The organism is Pseudomonas sp. Marseille-QA0332 (genome assembly GCF_054950175.1).
On sequence record NZ_CM143106.1, the window covers coordinates 2954036 to 2970809 of the forward strand.

Below are 16774 nucleotides of genomic sequence, written 5' to 3' on the forward strand. Positions count from 1 at the left end.
CATCGTTCAAGGATTGCCCTATGTTGCGCAAACTTTCACTGGTCATTGCCGTGTCCTGTGCGTCCACTGCAATGGCCTGGGCAGCGGACGTGCCCAGGACGGTGAAGACCGACCTGGTCAGCGTCTACCAGGAGGCGGTCGACAACAACGCCGACCTGGCCGCGGCACGGGCTGACTATGGGGCGCGCCGCGAAGTGGTACCGCAGGCGCGCGCCGGGCTGCTGCCGAACCTGTCCGGTGGCGCCGAGATGATGAACACCCGCACCCGGCTCGATCGCCCCGCCTACACCGCCAACCGCAGTGGCAACTCCTGGAGCGCCACCCTCTCGCAACCGATCTTCCGCGCCGATCGCTGGTTTCAGCTGCAAGCGGCCGAGGCGGTGGACGAGCAGGCGGCGCTGGAGCTGTCGGCGACCGAACAGAACCTGATCCTGCAGACAGCCGAGAGCTATTTCGCGGTGCTGCGGGCTCAGGACAACCTGGCCGCGACCAAGGCCGAGGAAGCTGCACTCCAGCGCCAGCTGGACCAGTCCAACGAACGCTTCGACGTGGGCCTCTCGGACAAGACCGATGTGCTGCAGTCGCAAGCCAGCCATGACACTGCCCGGGCCAATCGCCTCATTGCCGAACGCCAGGTGCAGGATGCCTTCCAGGCGCTGGTCACGCTCACCAACCGCGAGTATCCGGCGCTCCAGGGCGTGGTCCACAGCCTGCCGGTACAGGTGCCGAGCCCCAACGATGCCACGATCTGGGTCGAAACCGCCGCGCGCCAGAACCTCAATTTGCTGGCGACCAACCACGCGGTCGCCGCTGCCGAGCAGACCGTGCGCCAGCGCAAGGCCGGCCATGCGCCGACCGTCGACGCGGTGGCGCGCTACCAGAAAGGCGACAATGACAGCCTCGGCTTCACCAACCCGGCGCCGCAGCCCGGCGTGATCTATGGCGGCGATGCCGAGCAGACCAGCATCGGCCTGCAGTTGAACATCCCGATCTACAGTGGCGGGCTGACCAGCTCCCAGGTGCGCGAGGCCTACCAGCGCCTGGTCCAGGCCGAGCAGCAGCGCGAGAGCCTGCGCCGCCAGGTCGTGGAAAACACTCGCAATCTGCATCGCGCGGTCAATACCGACGTCGAGCAGGTACAGGCACGCAAGCAGTCGATCATCTCCAACCAGAGCGCCCTGCAGGCCACCGAGATCGGCTATCAGGTCGGCACCCTCAACATCGTCGACGTGCTCGACGCCCAGCGCCAGCTGTACAACTCGGTGCGCGACTACAACGACAGCCGCTACGACTACATCCTCGACAACCTGCGCCTCAAGCAGGCGGCCGGCACCTTGAGCCCGCAGGACCTGCAGGACCTGGGGCGCTACCTGAAGGTCGACTACAACCCGGACCGCGACTTCCTGCCCCCGGACCTGGCTGCCGCCGCGGCGAAGAACTTCGAGCGCAAGCGGTGAACGATCCTCGACCCAAGGCTTGCGCAGCATGTCCACGGCGCAGACGCCGAGCATGCCGGCGCAGATCCAGCGCTGGGTAAGCATGGCACTTGGGTGAGTGGACGGGAGCCGGCTGGTACGCCTAGTTGCGCGATTCGGTTCAAAGCAGGCGGCCGAGCCCGTCCAGCAGTCGTTGCAACGCCCCTTGGTTGGCTTGCATCACGGCCCGACCTGCCTCGCCCATCCGGCGCGCCTGCTGTGGCAGTTCGAGCCGCTGGCGCACCGCCAGGGCCAGGCCATCGGCATCGTCCACCTGCTGCAAGGCGCCGGCCTGGCGCAACATGGCGCTGATCTCGAGGAAGTTGAACACGTGCGGGCCCATGATCACCGGCAAGGACAACGCCGCCGGCTCGAGCGGGTTGTGGCCACCGTTGGCGACCAGGCTGCCACCGACGAAGGCAATGTCGGCCAGCGCATAGAGAAACAGCAGTTCGCCCATCGTGTCGCCCAGCAGCACGCGCGTAGCCCCGTCGACCGCCGCGCCTGACGAGCGTCGCACCGTGGCGAAACGTTGGCTGCACAGGGCATGCACCGCATCGAACCGCTCCGGGTGACGCGGCACCAGGATCAGCAAGACATCGCCGTGGATCGCCAGCAGCTGGCGATGGGCTTCGAGGATCAGCGCATCCTCGCCTTCGTGGGTACTGGCGGCGATCCAGACCGGGCGCTGGCTGGCGCCCCAGCGCTGACGCAGCTCACGCGCGCGGGGCAGCAGCTGCGCGTCGATCTGCAGGTCGAACTTGATCGAACCGGTGACTTGCACGCACTCGGGTCGTGCCCCGAGCTGGCGAAAACGCTCGGCCTCGGTTTCGGTCTGCACGGCAATCAGGCTCATCTCGCCGAGCATCGGCCTGGTCAGCCCGGCGAAGCGTGCGTAGCCACGGGCGGAGCGCTCGGACAAGCGAGCATTCGCCAAGGCCACCGGGATACCGCGTCGATGACACTGGTGAATCAGGTTTGGCCAGAGCTCGGTTTCCATGATGATGCCCAGGCGTGGCTGGACGTGCTCGAGAAAACGCCCAGTGGTCCAGGGCAGGTCGTAGGGCAGATAGCAGTGCTGTACCCGCGGCTCGTCGGCGAACAGCGCGCGGATGCGCTCGGAGCCGGTCGGTGTCATGCAGGTCAAGGTGATCGGCAGGCCCGGATAGGCTGCGAGCAAGGCGCGGACCATGGGCGCGGCGGCGATGCTCTCGCCGACCGAGACTGCATGCACCCAGATACCGCCCGGGCGCAAAGCCGCAAGGCCACAGGCGAAGCGTTCGCCGATGCGCTGGCGATAGGCCGGCGCCTTGCGCCCGCGCAGGAACAGGCGCAGCGCGACCAGCGGCAGGCCCAGGTGGAACAACAAGGTGTAAAGGGTTCTGTTCATGACCGCGCAGTGTACTAGGCTTCGTACGAAAAGTGCCTGCGCGGCGCTCATGCTGCCTCGAAAGCAGGCCCGCACTGCTCATCCACCCGTCGTGCACTGCTTGCCCGCCCGTTTTCGCCTGGCCTGAGCGCCGCTCGACGACCTCCCTTGCAACCCTAGCCGATCGCACGCAAGTGCACCGCGAAACGCTCCGCCAGCCACTGCGCGGCTGGCCCCAGCGGTTCGTCGCGGCGCCAGGCGAGCTCCACCACCAGCGCCGGCGGGCACCAGTCGCAAGCCAGCTCGACCATCTGCGCCTGGTAGGTGGGGTATTGCACCACATGGCGCGGCAGCCAGGCCCAGCCCAGGCCGCGCATCAGCAGCTCGGCCATCGCATAGAAACTGTCGGCACGCCAGACCTGCGGGCTGATCGCCTCGCCACCTGGGTAGCCGCTCTGTTGCGGGGTGATCAGCAGCTGACGGTGGCGAGCCAGGCGCTGACGAGTCACCCTTGGCTCGCTTGCCAGCGGGTGGTCGATTGCGCATACCGTGACCATTTCCACGCTGCCGAGCGAACGCCGTTCGAGCGAGGCCGGAATACGTTCGTGATGGAAGAACAGGCCCAGGTCGGCCCGGCGCTCGAGCAGCTTGCGCGCAACGTCGCCCTGGGCGCCACTGGCCAGCTGGACTTGCAGATAGGGATAACGACTGGCCAGCTCGTCAAGGCTGTCGATCACCGGCTGGTACGGCATCGCCTCGTCCTGCGCCACGCGCAGCGACGCCTCCTGGCCACGCATCAGCGCCAGCGCCCGACCATCGAGACGCTCGCACTGGCGCAACAGTTCACGGGCATCCTCGAGCAGGGCCGCGCCACTTTCGCTCAGGCGCGGCTGGCGCCCGCTGCTACGGTCGAACAAGCCCACGCCCAGGTCAGCCTCGAGTAGAGCGATGGCACTGCTCACGGCCGATTGCGCCTTGCGCTGCTCGCGGGCCACGGCCGAGAACGAGCGCAGCTCGGCGACGCGAACGAACAGCCGGAGCTGCTCGAGATTCCAATGCTCAGCCATCGAACCCATCTCCCAGACAGATAGGTAATGACTTTATCGCAGCCGCCTGAGGGATAGAATGCCGCTCCAAACGGAGGATTTGCCAATGAACGCCTACATCTACCTGGCCATCGCGATTTGCGCCGAAGTCATCGCCACCGCGTCCATGAAGGCGGTCAAGGGCTTGAGCACGCCCCTGCCGCTGCTGCTGATGGTTGGCGGCTATGGCGTGGCGTTTTGGATGCTGACCCTGGTGGTGCGCAGCATTCCGGTAGGTATCGCCTATGCGATCTGGTCGGGGCTGGGCATCGTCCTGATCAGCGTGGCGGCGTTGGTGATCTACGGGCAGAAGCTCGACCTGCCCGCGATGCTTGGCATGGCCATGATCGTCGCCGGGGTGGTGGTGATCCAGGTTTTCTCCAGCACGGCCGGACACTGACGGCGAACTCGGCATGCCGACGCATGCGGGCCGAGCGCAGCCTGTATACTGGGCCCCTGTCCTAGTTTCCGAGGTATCCGCATGCCATCCGCCATTTCCACTGACGTCCTGATCGTCGGCGCCGGGGTCGCTGGCCTCTGGCTCAACGCCAGGTTGCGACGGCTCGGCTATTCGACGGTGCTGGTGGAGCGTGGCAGCCTGGGCGGCGAGCAGACCATCAAGTCCCAAGGCATCATTCACGGCGGTGCCAAATACGCCCTGCATGGCGCGCTCACGGGTGCCTCCGAAGCGATCGCCGACATGCCGCGACGCTGGCGCGAAGCGCTGGCCGGTCACGGCGAGCTCGACCTGAGCGCTACCCGCCTCTTGTCCGAGGCGCATTATCTCTGGTCGCCAGGCACCCTGGCCGGCAACCTCACCAGCTTCTTCGCCAGCAAGGCCGTGCGTGGCCGCGTCGACCAGGTCAAGGGCGAGCAACTGCCCCCTGCCCTGCAGGATCGAGCCTTCAAAGGCAAGGTCTATCGCCTGGCCGAGCTGGTGATCGATGTGCCTAGCCTACTGGCCAACCTGGGCCGCCTGGCCGGCGACAGCCTGCTGGCTGGCGAGCGGATCGAACCCCTGCGCGATGACGGCGAGCTGGCCGGCCTGCGCGTGGATGACCGCGAGATCCGTGCACAGCGGATCGTGCTTAGCGCCGGAGCCGGCACCGAGCAGCTGCTGCAGGCCCTGGGCATTGGCCAGCCGGCGATGCAGCGGCGTCCCCTGCACATGGTGCTGGTCAAGGGACCGACCCTCAAACCCCTGTATGCCCATTGCCTGGGGGGTGGCCCCAAGCCGAGGATCACCGTCACCAGTCACCCGGCCGCCGACGGGCAATGGGTGTGGTACCTGGGGGGCGATCTGGCCGAAGCCGAAGGGGTGGCCCGTGAGCCTGCCGCGCAGGTTGCCGCGGCGCAGAAGGAAATCGCCAGCCTGCTGCCCTGGATCGACCAGCGCCCGCTGCACTGGGCGACGCTGCGGGTCGACCGCGCGGAGCCGGCGCAGTCCGGCCTCGTGCGCCCCGACAACGCCTTCCTGGCAGAACAGCAGCGCTTGCTGGTGGGCTGGCCGACCAAACTGGCATTGGCCCCGGATTTCGCCGACCGCGTGCTGGCGGCTCTCGAGCGTGACGAGATCCGTCCCACCGCCCGGCCAAACCTGTCCGACCTGCCGCGCCCGGTAGTCAGTATCCCTGCCTGGGAGCATCTGTTGCCATGAGCCTGCCTACCCTGCATGACCACCATCGCCCACTGGGCAGTACCGGCCTGAGCGTATCGCCCTTGGGACTGGGCACGGTCAAGCTTGGCCGCGATCAGGGAGTGAAATACCCCTCCGGCTTCAGCATTCCGGATGACCAAGCCGCACGTGCGCTGCTGCGCCAGGCCCGCGAGCTTGGGCTCAACCTGCTGGACACCGCGCCTGCCTATGGCATCAGCGAGGAGCGCCTCGGTTCTCTGCTGCGCGGGCAGCGGGAGCATTGGGTGATCGTCAGCAAGGTCGGCGAAGAGTTCGAACAGGGACGCTCGCGCTTCGACTTCAGCGCCGCGCACACGCGGCGCTCGGTGGAACGCAGCCTGCAGCGCCTGGAAACCGACCGCATCGAACTGGTGCTGGTCCACTCCGACGGCAATGACCTGGATATCCTCGAGCACCAGGACGTCTACGCCACACTTGCCGAGCTCAAGCGCGAAGGCAAGATCCTTGGCTTCGGGCTTTCCGGCAAGACGGTCGCCGGCGGCCTGAAAGCCTTGCAACAAGGCGATTGCGCCATGGTCACCTACAATCTGAACGAGCAGGCGGAACGGCCGGTGCTGGACTACGCTGCCGAACAGGGCAAGGCAATCCTGGTCAAGAAAGCGCTGGCCAGCGGGCACATTTGCCTCGCGCCCGGTGTCGACCCGGTCCGGGCCAGCTTCGAACTGCTGTTCGCCCACCCCGGCGTGAGCAGTGCTATCGTCGGCACCATCAACCCGCTGCACCTGGCCCACAACGTGGCTACCGTGGCTCGTATCCTGGGCCGGCCTTGAGCCGCCCGCGCGGCCGCCCGAGACGAGGAGCAACCCCGTGGCGCGAACGTTGATCCGCAAGAACCCGAGTAACTTCAAGACCCTGCCGCTGCACGTCGAGGCCACCGCCGAGGGCCTGACCTACCAGAGCATCGGCATGCCTCGCAACTTCGCCCAGACCCAGGCCCGCCGCCGGCCGATCCAGCTCCCCGACCACGAGCGCTTCGTGGTCGAACTGGCCAACCTCGGCGTCTCGGTGCGGCTCACGCTGCACTGGCAGCATCGCGACTACTGGGTACTGGTGCGCCAGCGTCGCCAGGATCGCGGCGACGTGGTGCTCAAGCTGATTTCCGGCTACGTACCGGCGCATGAGCTCAACCTGCCACTGCACACCGCCGTACAGGAGGTCGCCGAGGAATGCCTGCTGGAAACGCCCGAAGGCTGGCTGGGCGGACGTTTCAACGATACCTGGCTGCCCGCGCCCTACGCGGCCGCGCTGCATTACCGCGAGGCGTTGCCCTTCATCCTTACGCCCGAGTCGGGCGCCGCGCTACCTGTGCACTGCGGCGGTCTCAGGCTGCTGGAGCGGCCAAGGGCCTATGTGCACCTGCCCACGGCCTCGCTGCAACTGGTCTATGACATGCGCCTGCAAGTGCCCAAGGAGGCCAAGTCCTTGAGCCTGTTCCACGTCGACGAGCGCCTGGAAGGCGACCAGCTGGTGACGAGGCTCGATCGCAAGCGCCCGGACCTGTACCTGATGCCGCTCGAGGATGGACGGCCGCTGGCCGAGCTGTATACGTTGCGCAAGGGCGAGCTGATCCCGGCCAATACCCGTGGCCTGTACCTGGCGGAGAGCTTCGCTCCGCAAGCGGGTTGGGTAGTGACGGACGAGCGGATTCGCTGGAAGGAGTGGTTGAGGCAGCAAGGGCTGGTGGAGCCAAACAGCCCCCGTAGCGGCCTGCAGCGATTCAAGCAGCAGGCCCGCGGCCTGGTACGAATGATGCGCGGCGCATTGCGCAAATAACGCATCGAGCCGCTCTGACAAGCAAGCCAGCCATGCTGGGCTGGCTCAGCCCAAGCGCCTGTCCCACCAGGTACGCAGCCGGGCGAAGAAATGAAAATAGCGATTCTCGCGCTTGCCCATGCCACGCTTGGGCGAGAACGATTCCTCGGCGAATTCGCCATGGATGCGCACGCGCGAAGCGGTGGTCGGCAAGGTGCAGACTTTCGCCTCTGCCCGCTGCAGGACGAACTTGAGCAAGCGCTCCGAATGCAGCTTGCGCCCGGTCTTTTCGCAGAAAGCGAAGATCTGCTCGATGCGCTTGCCATAGGCCTGGTATATGTCGCGCCCACAAATCGAGAAGCGATCGTTGAGCCCGCCCCACCATTGCCAGTCGGGAATGTAGGCGTTCAGCCTGCGGGCCCTGGCGTGGCTGAAGATGTAGCCTGGCAGGGGCGAATGGTAGAAATTGTCAGGCCGGATGAAGACCACGAAGTCGGGGTCGAAGCCCTCCACCATCTGCGTCACGCAGCGCAGCGAATGAAGCTGGTAGACCAGGTTGCGCAACGAGGCATGCTGGTCGTTCCAGGTATCGCCCTGAGCCTTGATACGCTCGAAATCCCACTGCTCCAGCACGCCTTCGGTCGAATCCAGGCGTCCGCTCATGCGCTCGAACGGCGCGTAGTTGTCGTCGTGCAGCGCGCCGCTTTCACCAGAGCGAGCGTTGTGCACCGCGTCGATCCGATACAGGTGATAGAACGTTCGGACCTGGCAACCGGCCGGGATCTGCGCAAGAACGTTCTGCTCGATGGAGGGAAAGCAGATACTCGAGTTGCGGGGAATCCCGAAAAATGCAACGGCGACTTTCAACACGCGAGTGAACCCTATTGAAGATGAGTGACAAGCTCGGCGGCCAGGCGAGTCAGGCCGACGTCAGCAACGACGCCACCACTGCCACCATTTGCGGCGAGCCTGCAGTTCCACCACGGTGACGTTGGCACGCAGTAGCCAGGCACGCTCGTAGTCCCAGGCGTGGCCACCCCACAGTTTGCCCGCTTCGTTGGAGAACCCGAGGGTGGCTAGCGAATACTCGAACCCCGGCTGGCCGCGCAATGCATCGAACAGCACCAAGGCATTGAATCCGGTGGAAGGCCCCACGAAACGTTTGCCGCCAGGACGCTCCACAGGGTAGTTCCAGAGCGCTGGCAGCGGTATGCGTTCGTGAAAAAGACTCACGCCTGGCAAGGGGCATAGCGGCTGGGTGCAGCCGACGAGCATGGTGAAGCAGCCCGCGCCACCATCGCGCAGCCACGCCGGCAGGTCGCGGTGCATGGGCAGGCCGAAGAAATAATGATCCGGTGCATTGTAGCCATGCACCAGCACGTGGCTGCTGCGTGGGCTGAGCAGGCCACCTTTGAGGCAGGTGTTGAAGCTCACTACCACGTCGCGCTCACCGAGTTGCAAGGCGTGCAGGTCGGTCGCACTGATGGCGGGGTTGTTGGCCACCAGCACCACCCGTTCGGCGCGGCGCAGGCAGGCCTTGAGCTCGGGGGAAACACTGGCGAAGACATCCTGGTGCCCACCCGGTAGCGCATCCAGCTGCATGGTGGCGTGCTCGACAGTCATTCGCTCACTCCGCCACACGCATGCCGTAGCGCCATTTCACCCACAGCCGAACCAGCGCCGAGGGCCGGCGCCAGGGCCGCATCGGTCGCTGGATCTGTTCGGCCAGGTCACGTCCGACACGGGCGAACCCATAGCGCTGGCGGACGAATGCCTGGCCATTGGCAGCGATGTGCGCTGCCTGCCCAGGGTTGTCCTCCAGCCACCGCAGCTTCTCGAGCGCCTCTTCCAGCGAACGATAGAACACCACGTTGTGCCCATCCTCGAAGCCGAGCAGCCGGTCTTCCTCGCCCTGGCTCCAGGCCAGCAGCACGCAGCCGCAGGCCATGGCTTCGAAATTCTTGATCATGAACTCGCCCATGCCGATGTCGGCGCTCACGAATACCTTGATCCGGTTGAGCATCCGCAGGTACTCCTCGCCCGAACTGGTCCGCGTCACCAGCATGCCGGTACGCTGCGCCAGCGTCTCGAGCAGGGCTTTGCGCTGGGCGTACTCCCGGCTTTTCAAGCTGCCCAGGAAACCTGCCGGTATGTCGCGCTGCAGGCCCAGGTTGTCGAGCATCTGTTCGTCATAGCCCTTGGAGACGAATGCGGCATCGATGCCTTCGGCCTGCATGCGCCTGGCGACCACGGCGCCGGAGACCAGCACCCGAGCCCAGGGCAGACGCTTGTAGAGGCGGGAATAGACCTGGCGGTACTTGCTAGACGGCATGTAGTTCTGATACGCGTCATGCTCCAGGAACACCAGGCCGGGGATGCAGCTCAATACCGCCAGCTGCGGTGCGAGACGCTTGACCCTGGAAAAGATCACGATGCGGTCGAACTGCTGGTGGTCCACCGAGGCGAGGAACGGCCCCAGGTTCATCTGCTGCTGCTTGCTCAGCCGCTGAATGACGCACTCCTCGCAGTTCTGCTGCACGATGTCGTACAGACGGTCGAGAATGACCCGCTGTTCATCCATGACCAGTAACATGACTTTCATACGTTCATCTATCGCTTTCCATGGGCGCCACCGGGCACCAGCCTGTTGCGCTTACCGGTTGAGGATCTTTTCCACGATGGCGGTGGTGGAGCTGTTCTCCACCAGTCCCAGCACCTTCACCGTGCCGCCATAGCCGCGCACGATATCGGCGCCTACCACCTGGTCGACCGCATAGTCGCCGCCCTTGACCAGCACGTCGGGGCGTACATGGGCCAGCAGGCTTTCCGGTGTGCTCTCGGAAAAGCTGATCACCCAGTCGACCGCGCCCAGCCCGGCCAGCACGGCCATGCGTCGATCGACGCTGTTGATCGGCCGCCCGGGGCCTTTCAGGCGACTGACCGAGGCGTCGTCGTTGACTGCGACGATCAGGCGATCACCCTGGGCACGCGCCTGCTCGAGGTAAGTCACGTGCCCGGCATGCAGGATGTCGAAGCAGCCATTGGTGAAGACGATGCTTTCACCATGCGCGCGGGCATCGTCGATGGCCACCAGCAGCTGCTCCAGGCTCAGCACGCCACGCTCCGAACCTTCCTCGCGCTGGATGGCGCGGCGCAGCTCCGGAGCACTGATGGCGGCGGTCCCGAGCTTGCCGACCACGATGCCTGCGGCCAAGTTGGCCAGGGCCACCGCGCACGGCAACTCCTCGCCGGCGGCGATCGCCGCGGCCAGGGTGGAAATCACGGTATCCCCGGCGCCAGTGACATCGAAGACCTCACGTGCGCGAGCAGGCAGATGCAGCGGTGGATGGCCAGGGCGCAGCAAGGTCATGCCGTGTTCGCCACGGGTGACCAGCAAGGCGCCCAGCTGCAGTTCGCTCATCAGGTCCGCGCCCTTGGCGACCAGCTCGGCCTCGTCGACGCAGTGACCGACGATCGCCTCGAACTCGCTGAGGTTGGGCGTGATCAGACTGGCACCGCGGTAGATGGAGAAGTCCTTGCCCTTGGGGTCGGCCAGCACCGGAATCTGCCGGGCGACTGCTGCCTGGATGAGGGCCTGGTGGTTCTTCAACGCCCCCTTGCCATAGTCCGAGAGCACCAGCACCTTGACGCCCTCGAGCAGTTGCTCGACTTCGGCGCCCAGCTGCACCGGGTCGGTGGCGAACGCTTCCTCGAAGTCGATACGCAAGAGTTGCTGATGGCGGCTCATGACCCGCAGCTTGACGATGGTTGGCTGGTGGCCGATGCGCTGGAGCACGGCCTTGACGCCGGCGGCTTCCAGGCTGTTGGCCAGGCTGTCGGCGGCTTCGTCCTCGCCGGTGACCCCAACCAGCAATGCCGGCGCGCCCAGCGCGGCGATGTTCAACGCCACGTTGGCCGCGCCACCAGGCCGGTCCTCGATCTGCTCGACCTTGACCACCGGCACGGGCGCCTCTGGAGAAATGCGCGAAGTACCGCCATGCCAATAACGGTCGAGCATGACGTCGCCGACCACGAGTACTGGGGCCGATTCGAAACGCGGCATGGATAACTTCATGGGCAACCCACATACAAAAGGAACAGGGCCGCGATATTAGCACAGGGTTTGTGCCCGACCTTAATGCCGCACGCTCGGAGAGGCCTGGCTGGCCTGGGTGTCATCGATGGGTGTTGCGTGCTTCCAGCACCATCGGTGAGTGTTTGCAGGGCCGGCGCAGGAACGGCCGCGATAGGGCGCGCGGCGGCCTGCGGTTCTGGCAGGCTCGAAAGACAGCCGCACGTATGCCGGTCGTGCTAACGGAGGTGGGCCATGGCGGGCGGTCCTGGCAAGCCGACCACTACCCATGCCAAGGCGTGCCAAAACGCCTTAGGCTCGGTCGGATAAACGACGCACCCAGAACAGCTCATGGCGACGTACCGCCTTGCGGAAGAACTCGTCCTCGCCTGTCACAGGCCAGCGACGCCCGGCGAGCAGGCGCTGGATCCAGCGACGTACCCGCTTCTTCAAGGGCGGACGGCCCTGCAGGTCGTGCTGCATGCGTAGCGCCATGGCCTTGTCGAGCTGCGTCTGGGTATCCAGGGTCGGGCTCCACAACCCATCGGTCACCGGCTCGTCGACCGCAGGGGGCAAGGCGATGCCGGCTCCCGCCGGGCCCATCGGCCAGCGGTCGTTGTCGTGCAGGTGGTTGGCATAGAACAAGGCCACCTCCGGCTTGCGGTCGCACTCGGCGATGGCTTGCAGCAGCGCCTGGGTCGTGGCCAGGTGGTCGGCGTGAGGATCGAGCTGGGGATGCGGGGTGACGACCACTTCAGGCTGGAAGTGCCGCAGCAACGCACCCAGATCAGCCACCAAGTTGTGCCAGGTCGGGCGACCGTCGGCATCGCCAGGCAATGCCAGGGGGTTGGCCTGGCGCGCCGAGCGGATATCGGCTTCACCAGACTCCAGCGAGCCGAACGGGCTGTCGGGCGCGCCGGCCATGTCGGGCAGGCGCAGGCAGTAGTAGCCCAGTTGCACGCAACGACTGGCGGGCACCCCGCCCCAGAGCGGTACGGCCAGGCTGTCCCAGCTGCGCAGCCGGCCCTTGAGGCGGGCAGCCTGCATCGGATCCAGCCCTAGCGCCTGATAGGCTTGCGCCTCGATCTCGCCCTGGGTGATCGTCACGATGCAGGCCTGGGGCGAACGGCTATAAAGCCCGAAGGCAGCCAGCTCGGCATCGTCGGCATGGGGCGCGAGCACCATGATGCGCCGGCGGGTGTAGTCCGGATTGCCCTGCACGTGCAGTATGCCTTCGCCAGCAATGCGGCAGAATCGCGGGCGCAACTGGAGCGTACCGGCCATGAGCGCCTCGCGCTGCCCCGACAGGTTCAGGTAGCGACGCCCCGCCACCCCGCGCTCGAAGGCTTGCTGGTCGTCACCGATCAGCACGTACGGATCGAGCAGACGGCCTAGCCAGCCAGCCTTGAGCGTGACCTCCAGGATCAGGGTTTCGCCTTCGGCCAGCGGTCGCTGCAGGACGACCCGCGGTGTCGTGCTCACTGGCTGGCTGGAGGTGCTCGGCGCGAAGGCATGGTGGTAATCGTCGCTGGGTCGATAGAACAGATGATCGGCGAACCAGGCCTCGTGGGCGATCCACCCCAGCAGCGCGAGCAAGGGCACCGCCCATGGCCCCAGCAGCAAGCCGGCCAGCGCGAGAGCCAGCAAGGCCACCAGCAGGGCGATCCGCTTGGCGCGCCGGTGGGCCTTGAGCAGCGCCTGTTTTCGGTTACTCATCGGCCTCTACCTCTGATAGACCGGTACGGTATGGCACCAGCGATCCTTGTATTCACGGTCGGCTCGGCCGAAGGAATAGCGTAGCGGCTTGCCCAGCGCACGGGCAGCTTCCCATTCGGTCTGGGTGTTGACGAAGCTGAGCACGCTGCCGGGGCTGAACGCCCGGCTCTGCGGGTCGACTCCGCCATTGACGTATTCGACCGAAACCCAGGCCGGCGCCTGCACCTTGTAAAGGACCTGGATGGCCACCGGGGCACCTTCGAGCTGGACGACGAAGCCGGTCATGAACTCGCGCAGCAGCGTGAACACCTCTTCCAGCCTTGCCTTGCCGGGAGCGGCGAAGTTCCAGCGACGCATGAACAGCTCGGCATACATCAGCGCCAGCTCGGCTGGCGAGAATTCCTGCACCGGACGCAGCGAACCTCCGGCTTCCTCCAGCAGTCGCTGCTCGCGGCGCTGGTTGTAGCGAAACTTCTTGGAATAGTCTTCCGGTGCCCGGGCCAGCGCCAGCCCTTCGCGTTGCAACTCAAGCGTCGGAAAGCTGCCATGGTTGAGTTCCGACACGTAGCGCGCCCGCTGCCGCAGCGGCACTTGCACCTCGCTGCTGGCTGGCAGGATGACTTCGGCATTGCCCAGGTCGAACAAGCCACGTTGCCCGCGACGCTTGAGCACGTCCTTCGACAATGCCAGGTGGCGTCCCCAGCAGGGTATGGCCGCGACTACCTCGCCGTGAACTTCCCAGCCCAGGTAGCGCACGGGAATCCCGGCCAGATCGGCCAGGCGTTCCACTACCTGCGGATGCGTGGCGACACTGCCTCCCCAGCGCGCCCAGGCCTGGGCGTAGCTCGCCGCATCGATGACCGTCCAGCCTCGCTCACGCCAGCTCCGCAATGCATTCAGCATGGACCGGCAACCTGCTCGGACTGGGCATCGGGACCGTCTTCGAACTGCCTGGCGTGCAGACGAGCATAGTGGCCGTTGCGCGCCAACAGCTCGCCGTGGGTGCCGCGCTCGACGATACGACCCTCGTCCATCACCAGGATCAGGTCGGCCTTCTCGATGGTACTCAGGCGATGGGCGATCACCAGCGTGGTGCGGTTCTTCATGACTTCATCCAGGGCACCCTGGATATGCCGTTCCGACTCGGTATCGAGCGCCGAGGTCGCCTCGTCCAGGATCAGCAGGGGCGCATCCTTGAGCAGGGCCCGGGCGATGGCTAGGCGCTGGCGCTGACCACCGGAAAGCAATACGCCGTTCTCTCCCACCAAGGTCTGGTAGCCATCGGGCATGCGCTCGATGAATTCGTCGGCGTAGGCAGCCGCCGCAGCGCGCTTGATGCGCTCGAGCGGCGCGCCCGCCAGGTCGCCGTAGGCGATGTTGTTGGCCACCGTGTCATTGAACAAGGTGACCGACTGGGTCACCAGCGCCGTATGGCGCCGCAGGTTGTGCAAGCGATAGCGCTGTATCTCTTCGCCATCGAGCAGTATCTGGCCCTGGCTGTGCTGGTAGAAGCGCGGCACCAGGTTGGCCAGCGTCGACTTGCCGCTGCCGGAGCGCCCCACCAGGGCTACCATCTGGCCTGCTTCGGCGACGAAGCTGATATCGTCGAGCACCTGCTTGTCGGTGCCCGGATAGGTGAAGCTCAACCCACGCACTTCCAGCCTGCCGCTCACCCGCTGCGGCTCCAGCTGGCCTTCGTCCAGCTCGGCCGGCTCGTCGACCTGCTCGAAGATGCTTTCCGCGCCGGCCACCCCCTTCTGGATGGTCGAGCTGACTTCCGACAGCTGGCGGATGGGCTTGGGCAGCAGGCCAGCCATGGTGATGTAGGCCACCAGGTCACCTGGCGAGGCATCGCCACGCAGGTACAGGACCAGGAACATGACCACCGCCATGGCCGAATAGGTCACCAGTTGCAGCATCGGCGTGTAGACCGCGCCGGTCTTGGTCATCTTCAGCTGTTTCTCGGTATTGCTCTGGCTGGCCCTGGCGAAGCGCTGCTGCTCGTACTGTTCGCCACCGAAGCTGCGCACCACGCGGAAGCCATGAATGGTCTCGGATGCCACGTGGGTCACGTCGCCCATGGCCACCTGGATCTTCTTGCTCTGCTTGCGGAACTTGCGGCTGGTGCTGTTCACCATCAGCCCGATCAGGGGCAGGATGGCCAGCATGACCAGGGTCAGCTTCCAGTTCATCCACAACAGCGATACAAACAGGAAGACAATGGTCATGCCTTCGCGGATCACCACCTTGATCGCATCCGTCGCAGCGCCGGTCACCATGGTGACGTTGAAGGTGATACGCGAAATCAGGTGTCCGGAATTGTGGTTGTCCAGATAGTAGGTGGGCAGTTTCAGCAGCTTGTTGAACAGCAGCACGCGCAAATCGTGGATCAGCCCGAGCGACACGCGCGCCAGGAAGAAATTGCCCAGGTACGAGCCCACGCCCTGCAGGGCGGCGATCAGCACGATCATCAGTGGCACTGCCTGCAGCAGCTGCAGCTCGGGCAGCCAGGCATGACCGGCGAACAGCCTGGCCTCGGGATTGGCCAGGCCATCGACGAAATACTTGAGGATGTACGCCAGCATCGGCTGCGTCGAGGCGAAGAGCAGAAAGCCCAGGATGCTCAGCAGGAACAGGCCGACGTAAGGGCGGACATAGGTCAGAAGGCGCAGGTAGATCTTGAGCGTCGATTGCGCGCGAGGTTCAGGGCGACTCATGGGTTTCCATTACATAACGGCATGAAACGGCAATGGTAACACAGCCAAAACCACGCCCGGATGGTGGCCGTCAGCAGCCCTTGGCCGACCAACTGCGGTACCATGGCGGGCTTATCTGCCGAGGACACGCCATGCAGCAACTGGACCACACCGCCTATCTTGCCCTTCGCGAAGGGGCGAAAGTCATCGAGGCCGATGGTTCGGGAGACAAGGTGCTGCAAATGCCCGATGGGCGCTTTCTCAAGCTGTTCCGGCGCAAGCGCTGGCTGACCTCGGCAGCGCTGTTTCCCTATGCCCAGCGATTCGCGGACAATGCGCGGCAGTTGCGCAGGCTCGACGTGCCCACGCCTGAAGTGCTCGCGGTCTATCGGATCAAGAGCATCGAGCGAGACGCGGTGTACTATTCCCCGCTCCAAGGCCAGACCCTGCGCCAGCTGATCGCCGAATCGGCCGCCACGGATGAACTGCGCGAGGCGTACGGGGCCTTCGTCGCCCGGCTGCATGAGCAGGGCGTGTACTTCCGTTCGCTGCACCTGGGCAACGTGGTGCTGACGCCCGGACAGACGCTGGGCCTGATCGATATCGCCGACCTGAGCTACCGGTCGGGCCCGCTCAGCCAGGGCAAGCGGTTGCGCAACTTCCAGCACATGCTGCGCTACCGTCACGATCATGCCTGGCTACGCGCGCAGGATGCCGGCCAGGCCTTTCTCCGGGGCTACGCCCGGGCCCTGGGGGCAGGCAAGGCAGGCGAAAGGCTGCTCGGTCGTATCCGCGCCCTGCTCGCCAGCCAGGCTTTGCAATAGCGTCTGCGCGACGATCATGTCGCGCTGAAAACAGGCTCGCAATGCTCATCCCCCTCGTAAACCGGGCTTGCTTGCCTGTTTTCGCCTTG

General features: G+C 65.5%; 15 protein-coding genes. 6 read left to right on the top strand and 9 right to left on the bottom strand.

Features of this window, described 5'->3' with window-relative positions; all coding sequences use genetic code 11:
- Positions 1 to 20: 20 nt before the first annotated feature.
- Positions 21 to 1457 (top strand): TolC family outer membrane protein, encoded by a 1437-nt coding sequence (locus ACY8GK_RS13730; RefSeq protein ID WP_196175943.1) that lies wholly within the window; start codon positions 21 to 23, stop codon positions 1455 to 1457.
- A 139-nt stretch (positions 1458 to 1596) separates the two neighbouring features.
- Here ACY8GK_RS13730 and waaA read toward each other — a convergent pair whose 3' ends face one another.
- Positions 1597 to 2865: a lipid IV(A) 3-deoxy-D-manno-octulosonic acid transferase gene (gene waaA, locus ACY8GK_RS13735; protein ID WP_196175941.1), complete on the bottom strand. Its 1269-nt coding sequence runs from the start codon at positions 2863 to 2865 to the stop codon at positions 1597 to 1599.
- A 155-nt stretch (positions 2866 to 3020) separates the two neighbouring features.
- Entirely contained in the window at positions 3021 to 3911 is an 891-nt protein-coding gene (locus ACY8GK_RS13740) for a LysR family transcriptional regulator (protein ID WP_196175939.1), read from the bottom strand.
- Positions 3912 to 3996: 85 nt separating this feature from the next.
- On the opposite strand from ACY8GK_RS13740, the gene ACY8GK_RS13745 reads away from it, so the two are divergent.
- The 4 genes from ACY8GK_RS13745 (at position 3997) to ACY8GK_RS13760 (ending at position 7398) form a co-directional block, all read left to right on the top strand.
- Entirely contained in the window at positions 3997 to 4329 is a 333-nt protein-coding gene (locus ACY8GK_RS13745; RefSeq protein WP_462401454.1) for a DMT family transporter, read from the top strand.
- A gap of 81 nt (positions 4330 to 4410) precedes the next feature.
- Positions 4411 to 5586, top strand: coding sequence for an NAD(P)/FAD-dependent oxidoreductase (locus tag ACY8GK_RS13750; protein WP_462401455.1), 1176 nt, complete (start codon positions 4411 to 4413; stop codon positions 5584 to 5586).
- Positions 5583 to 6395, top strand: a complete 813-nt coding sequence (locus ACY8GK_RS13755) for an aldo/keto reductase (RefSeq protein WP_462401456.1) — start codon at positions 5583 to 5585, stop codon at positions 6393 to 6395. The genes ACY8GK_RS13750 and ACY8GK_RS13755 overlap by 4 nt, the downstream gene beginning before the upstream one ends.
- Before the next feature lie 37 nt (positions 6396 to 6432).
- Positions 6433 to 7398, top strand: coding sequence for a metal ABC transporter ATPase (locus ACY8GK_RS13760; RefSeq protein ID WP_196175932.1), 966 nt, complete (start codon positions 6433 to 6435; stop codon positions 7396 to 7398).
- Positions 7399 to 7443: 45 nt separating this feature from the next.
- On the opposite strand, the gene ACY8GK_RS13765 is transcribed toward ACY8GK_RS13760, so the two are convergent.
- From ACY8GK_RS13765 to msbA, 7 genes are all read right to left on the bottom strand, one after another.
- Complete coding sequence (locus tag ACY8GK_RS13765) at positions 7444 to 8247, bottom strand: hypothetical protein (RefSeq protein WP_196175930.1); 804 nt, start codon at positions 8245 to 8247, stop codon at positions 7444 to 7446.
- 60 nt (positions 8248 to 8307) lie between these two features.
- Positions 8308 to 9000, bottom strand: a complete 693-nt coding sequence (locus ACY8GK_RS13770; RefSeq protein WP_462401457.1) for a hypothetical protein — start codon at positions 8998 to 9000, stop codon at positions 8308 to 8310.
- A gap of 4 nt (positions 9001 to 9004) precedes the next feature.
- Complete coding sequence (locus ACY8GK_RS13775; RefSeq protein WP_196175926.1) at positions 9005 to 9979, bottom strand: glycosyltransferase; 975 nt, start codon at positions 9977 to 9979, stop codon at positions 9005 to 9007.
- Positions 9980 to 10030: 51 nt separating this feature from the next.
- Positions 10031 to 11452, bottom strand: coding sequence for a bifunctional D-glycero-beta-D-manno-heptose-7-phosphate kinase/D-glycero-beta-D-manno-heptose 1-phosphate adenylyltransferase HldE (gene hldE, locus ACY8GK_RS13780; RefSeq protein ID WP_196175924.1), 1422 nt, complete (start codon positions 11450 to 11452; stop codon positions 10031 to 10033).
- Positions 11453 to 11761: 309 nt separating this feature from the next.
- Complete coding sequence (locus tag ACY8GK_RS13785; protein ID WP_196175922.1) at positions 11762 to 13165, bottom strand: PIG-L deacetylase family protein; 1404 nt, start codon at positions 13163 to 13165, stop codon at positions 11762 to 11764.
- A gap of 6 nt (positions 13166 to 13171) precedes the next feature.
- Positions 13172 to 14068, bottom strand: a complete 897-nt coding sequence (locus ACY8GK_RS13790; RefSeq protein ID WP_196175920.1) for a GNAT family N-acetyltransferase — start codon at positions 14066 to 14068, stop codon at positions 13172 to 13174.
- Entirely contained in the window at positions 14062 to 15882 is a 1821-nt protein-coding gene (gene msbA / locus ACY8GK_RS13795) for a lipid A export permease/ATP-binding protein MsbA (RefSeq protein ID WP_196175918.1), read from the bottom strand. The genes ACY8GK_RS13790 and msbA overlap by 7 nt, the downstream gene beginning before the upstream one ends.
- A gap of 131 nt (positions 15883 to 16013) precedes the next feature.
- Between msbA and ACY8GK_RS13800 the strand changes: the two genes are divergently transcribed.
- Positions 16014 to 16685: a toluene tolerance protein gene (locus ACY8GK_RS13800; protein ID WP_462401458.1), complete on the top strand. Its 672-nt coding sequence runs from the start codon at positions 16014 to 16016 to the stop codon at positions 16683 to 16685.
- The last annotated feature ends 89 nt before the right edge of the window (positions 16686 to 16774 follow it).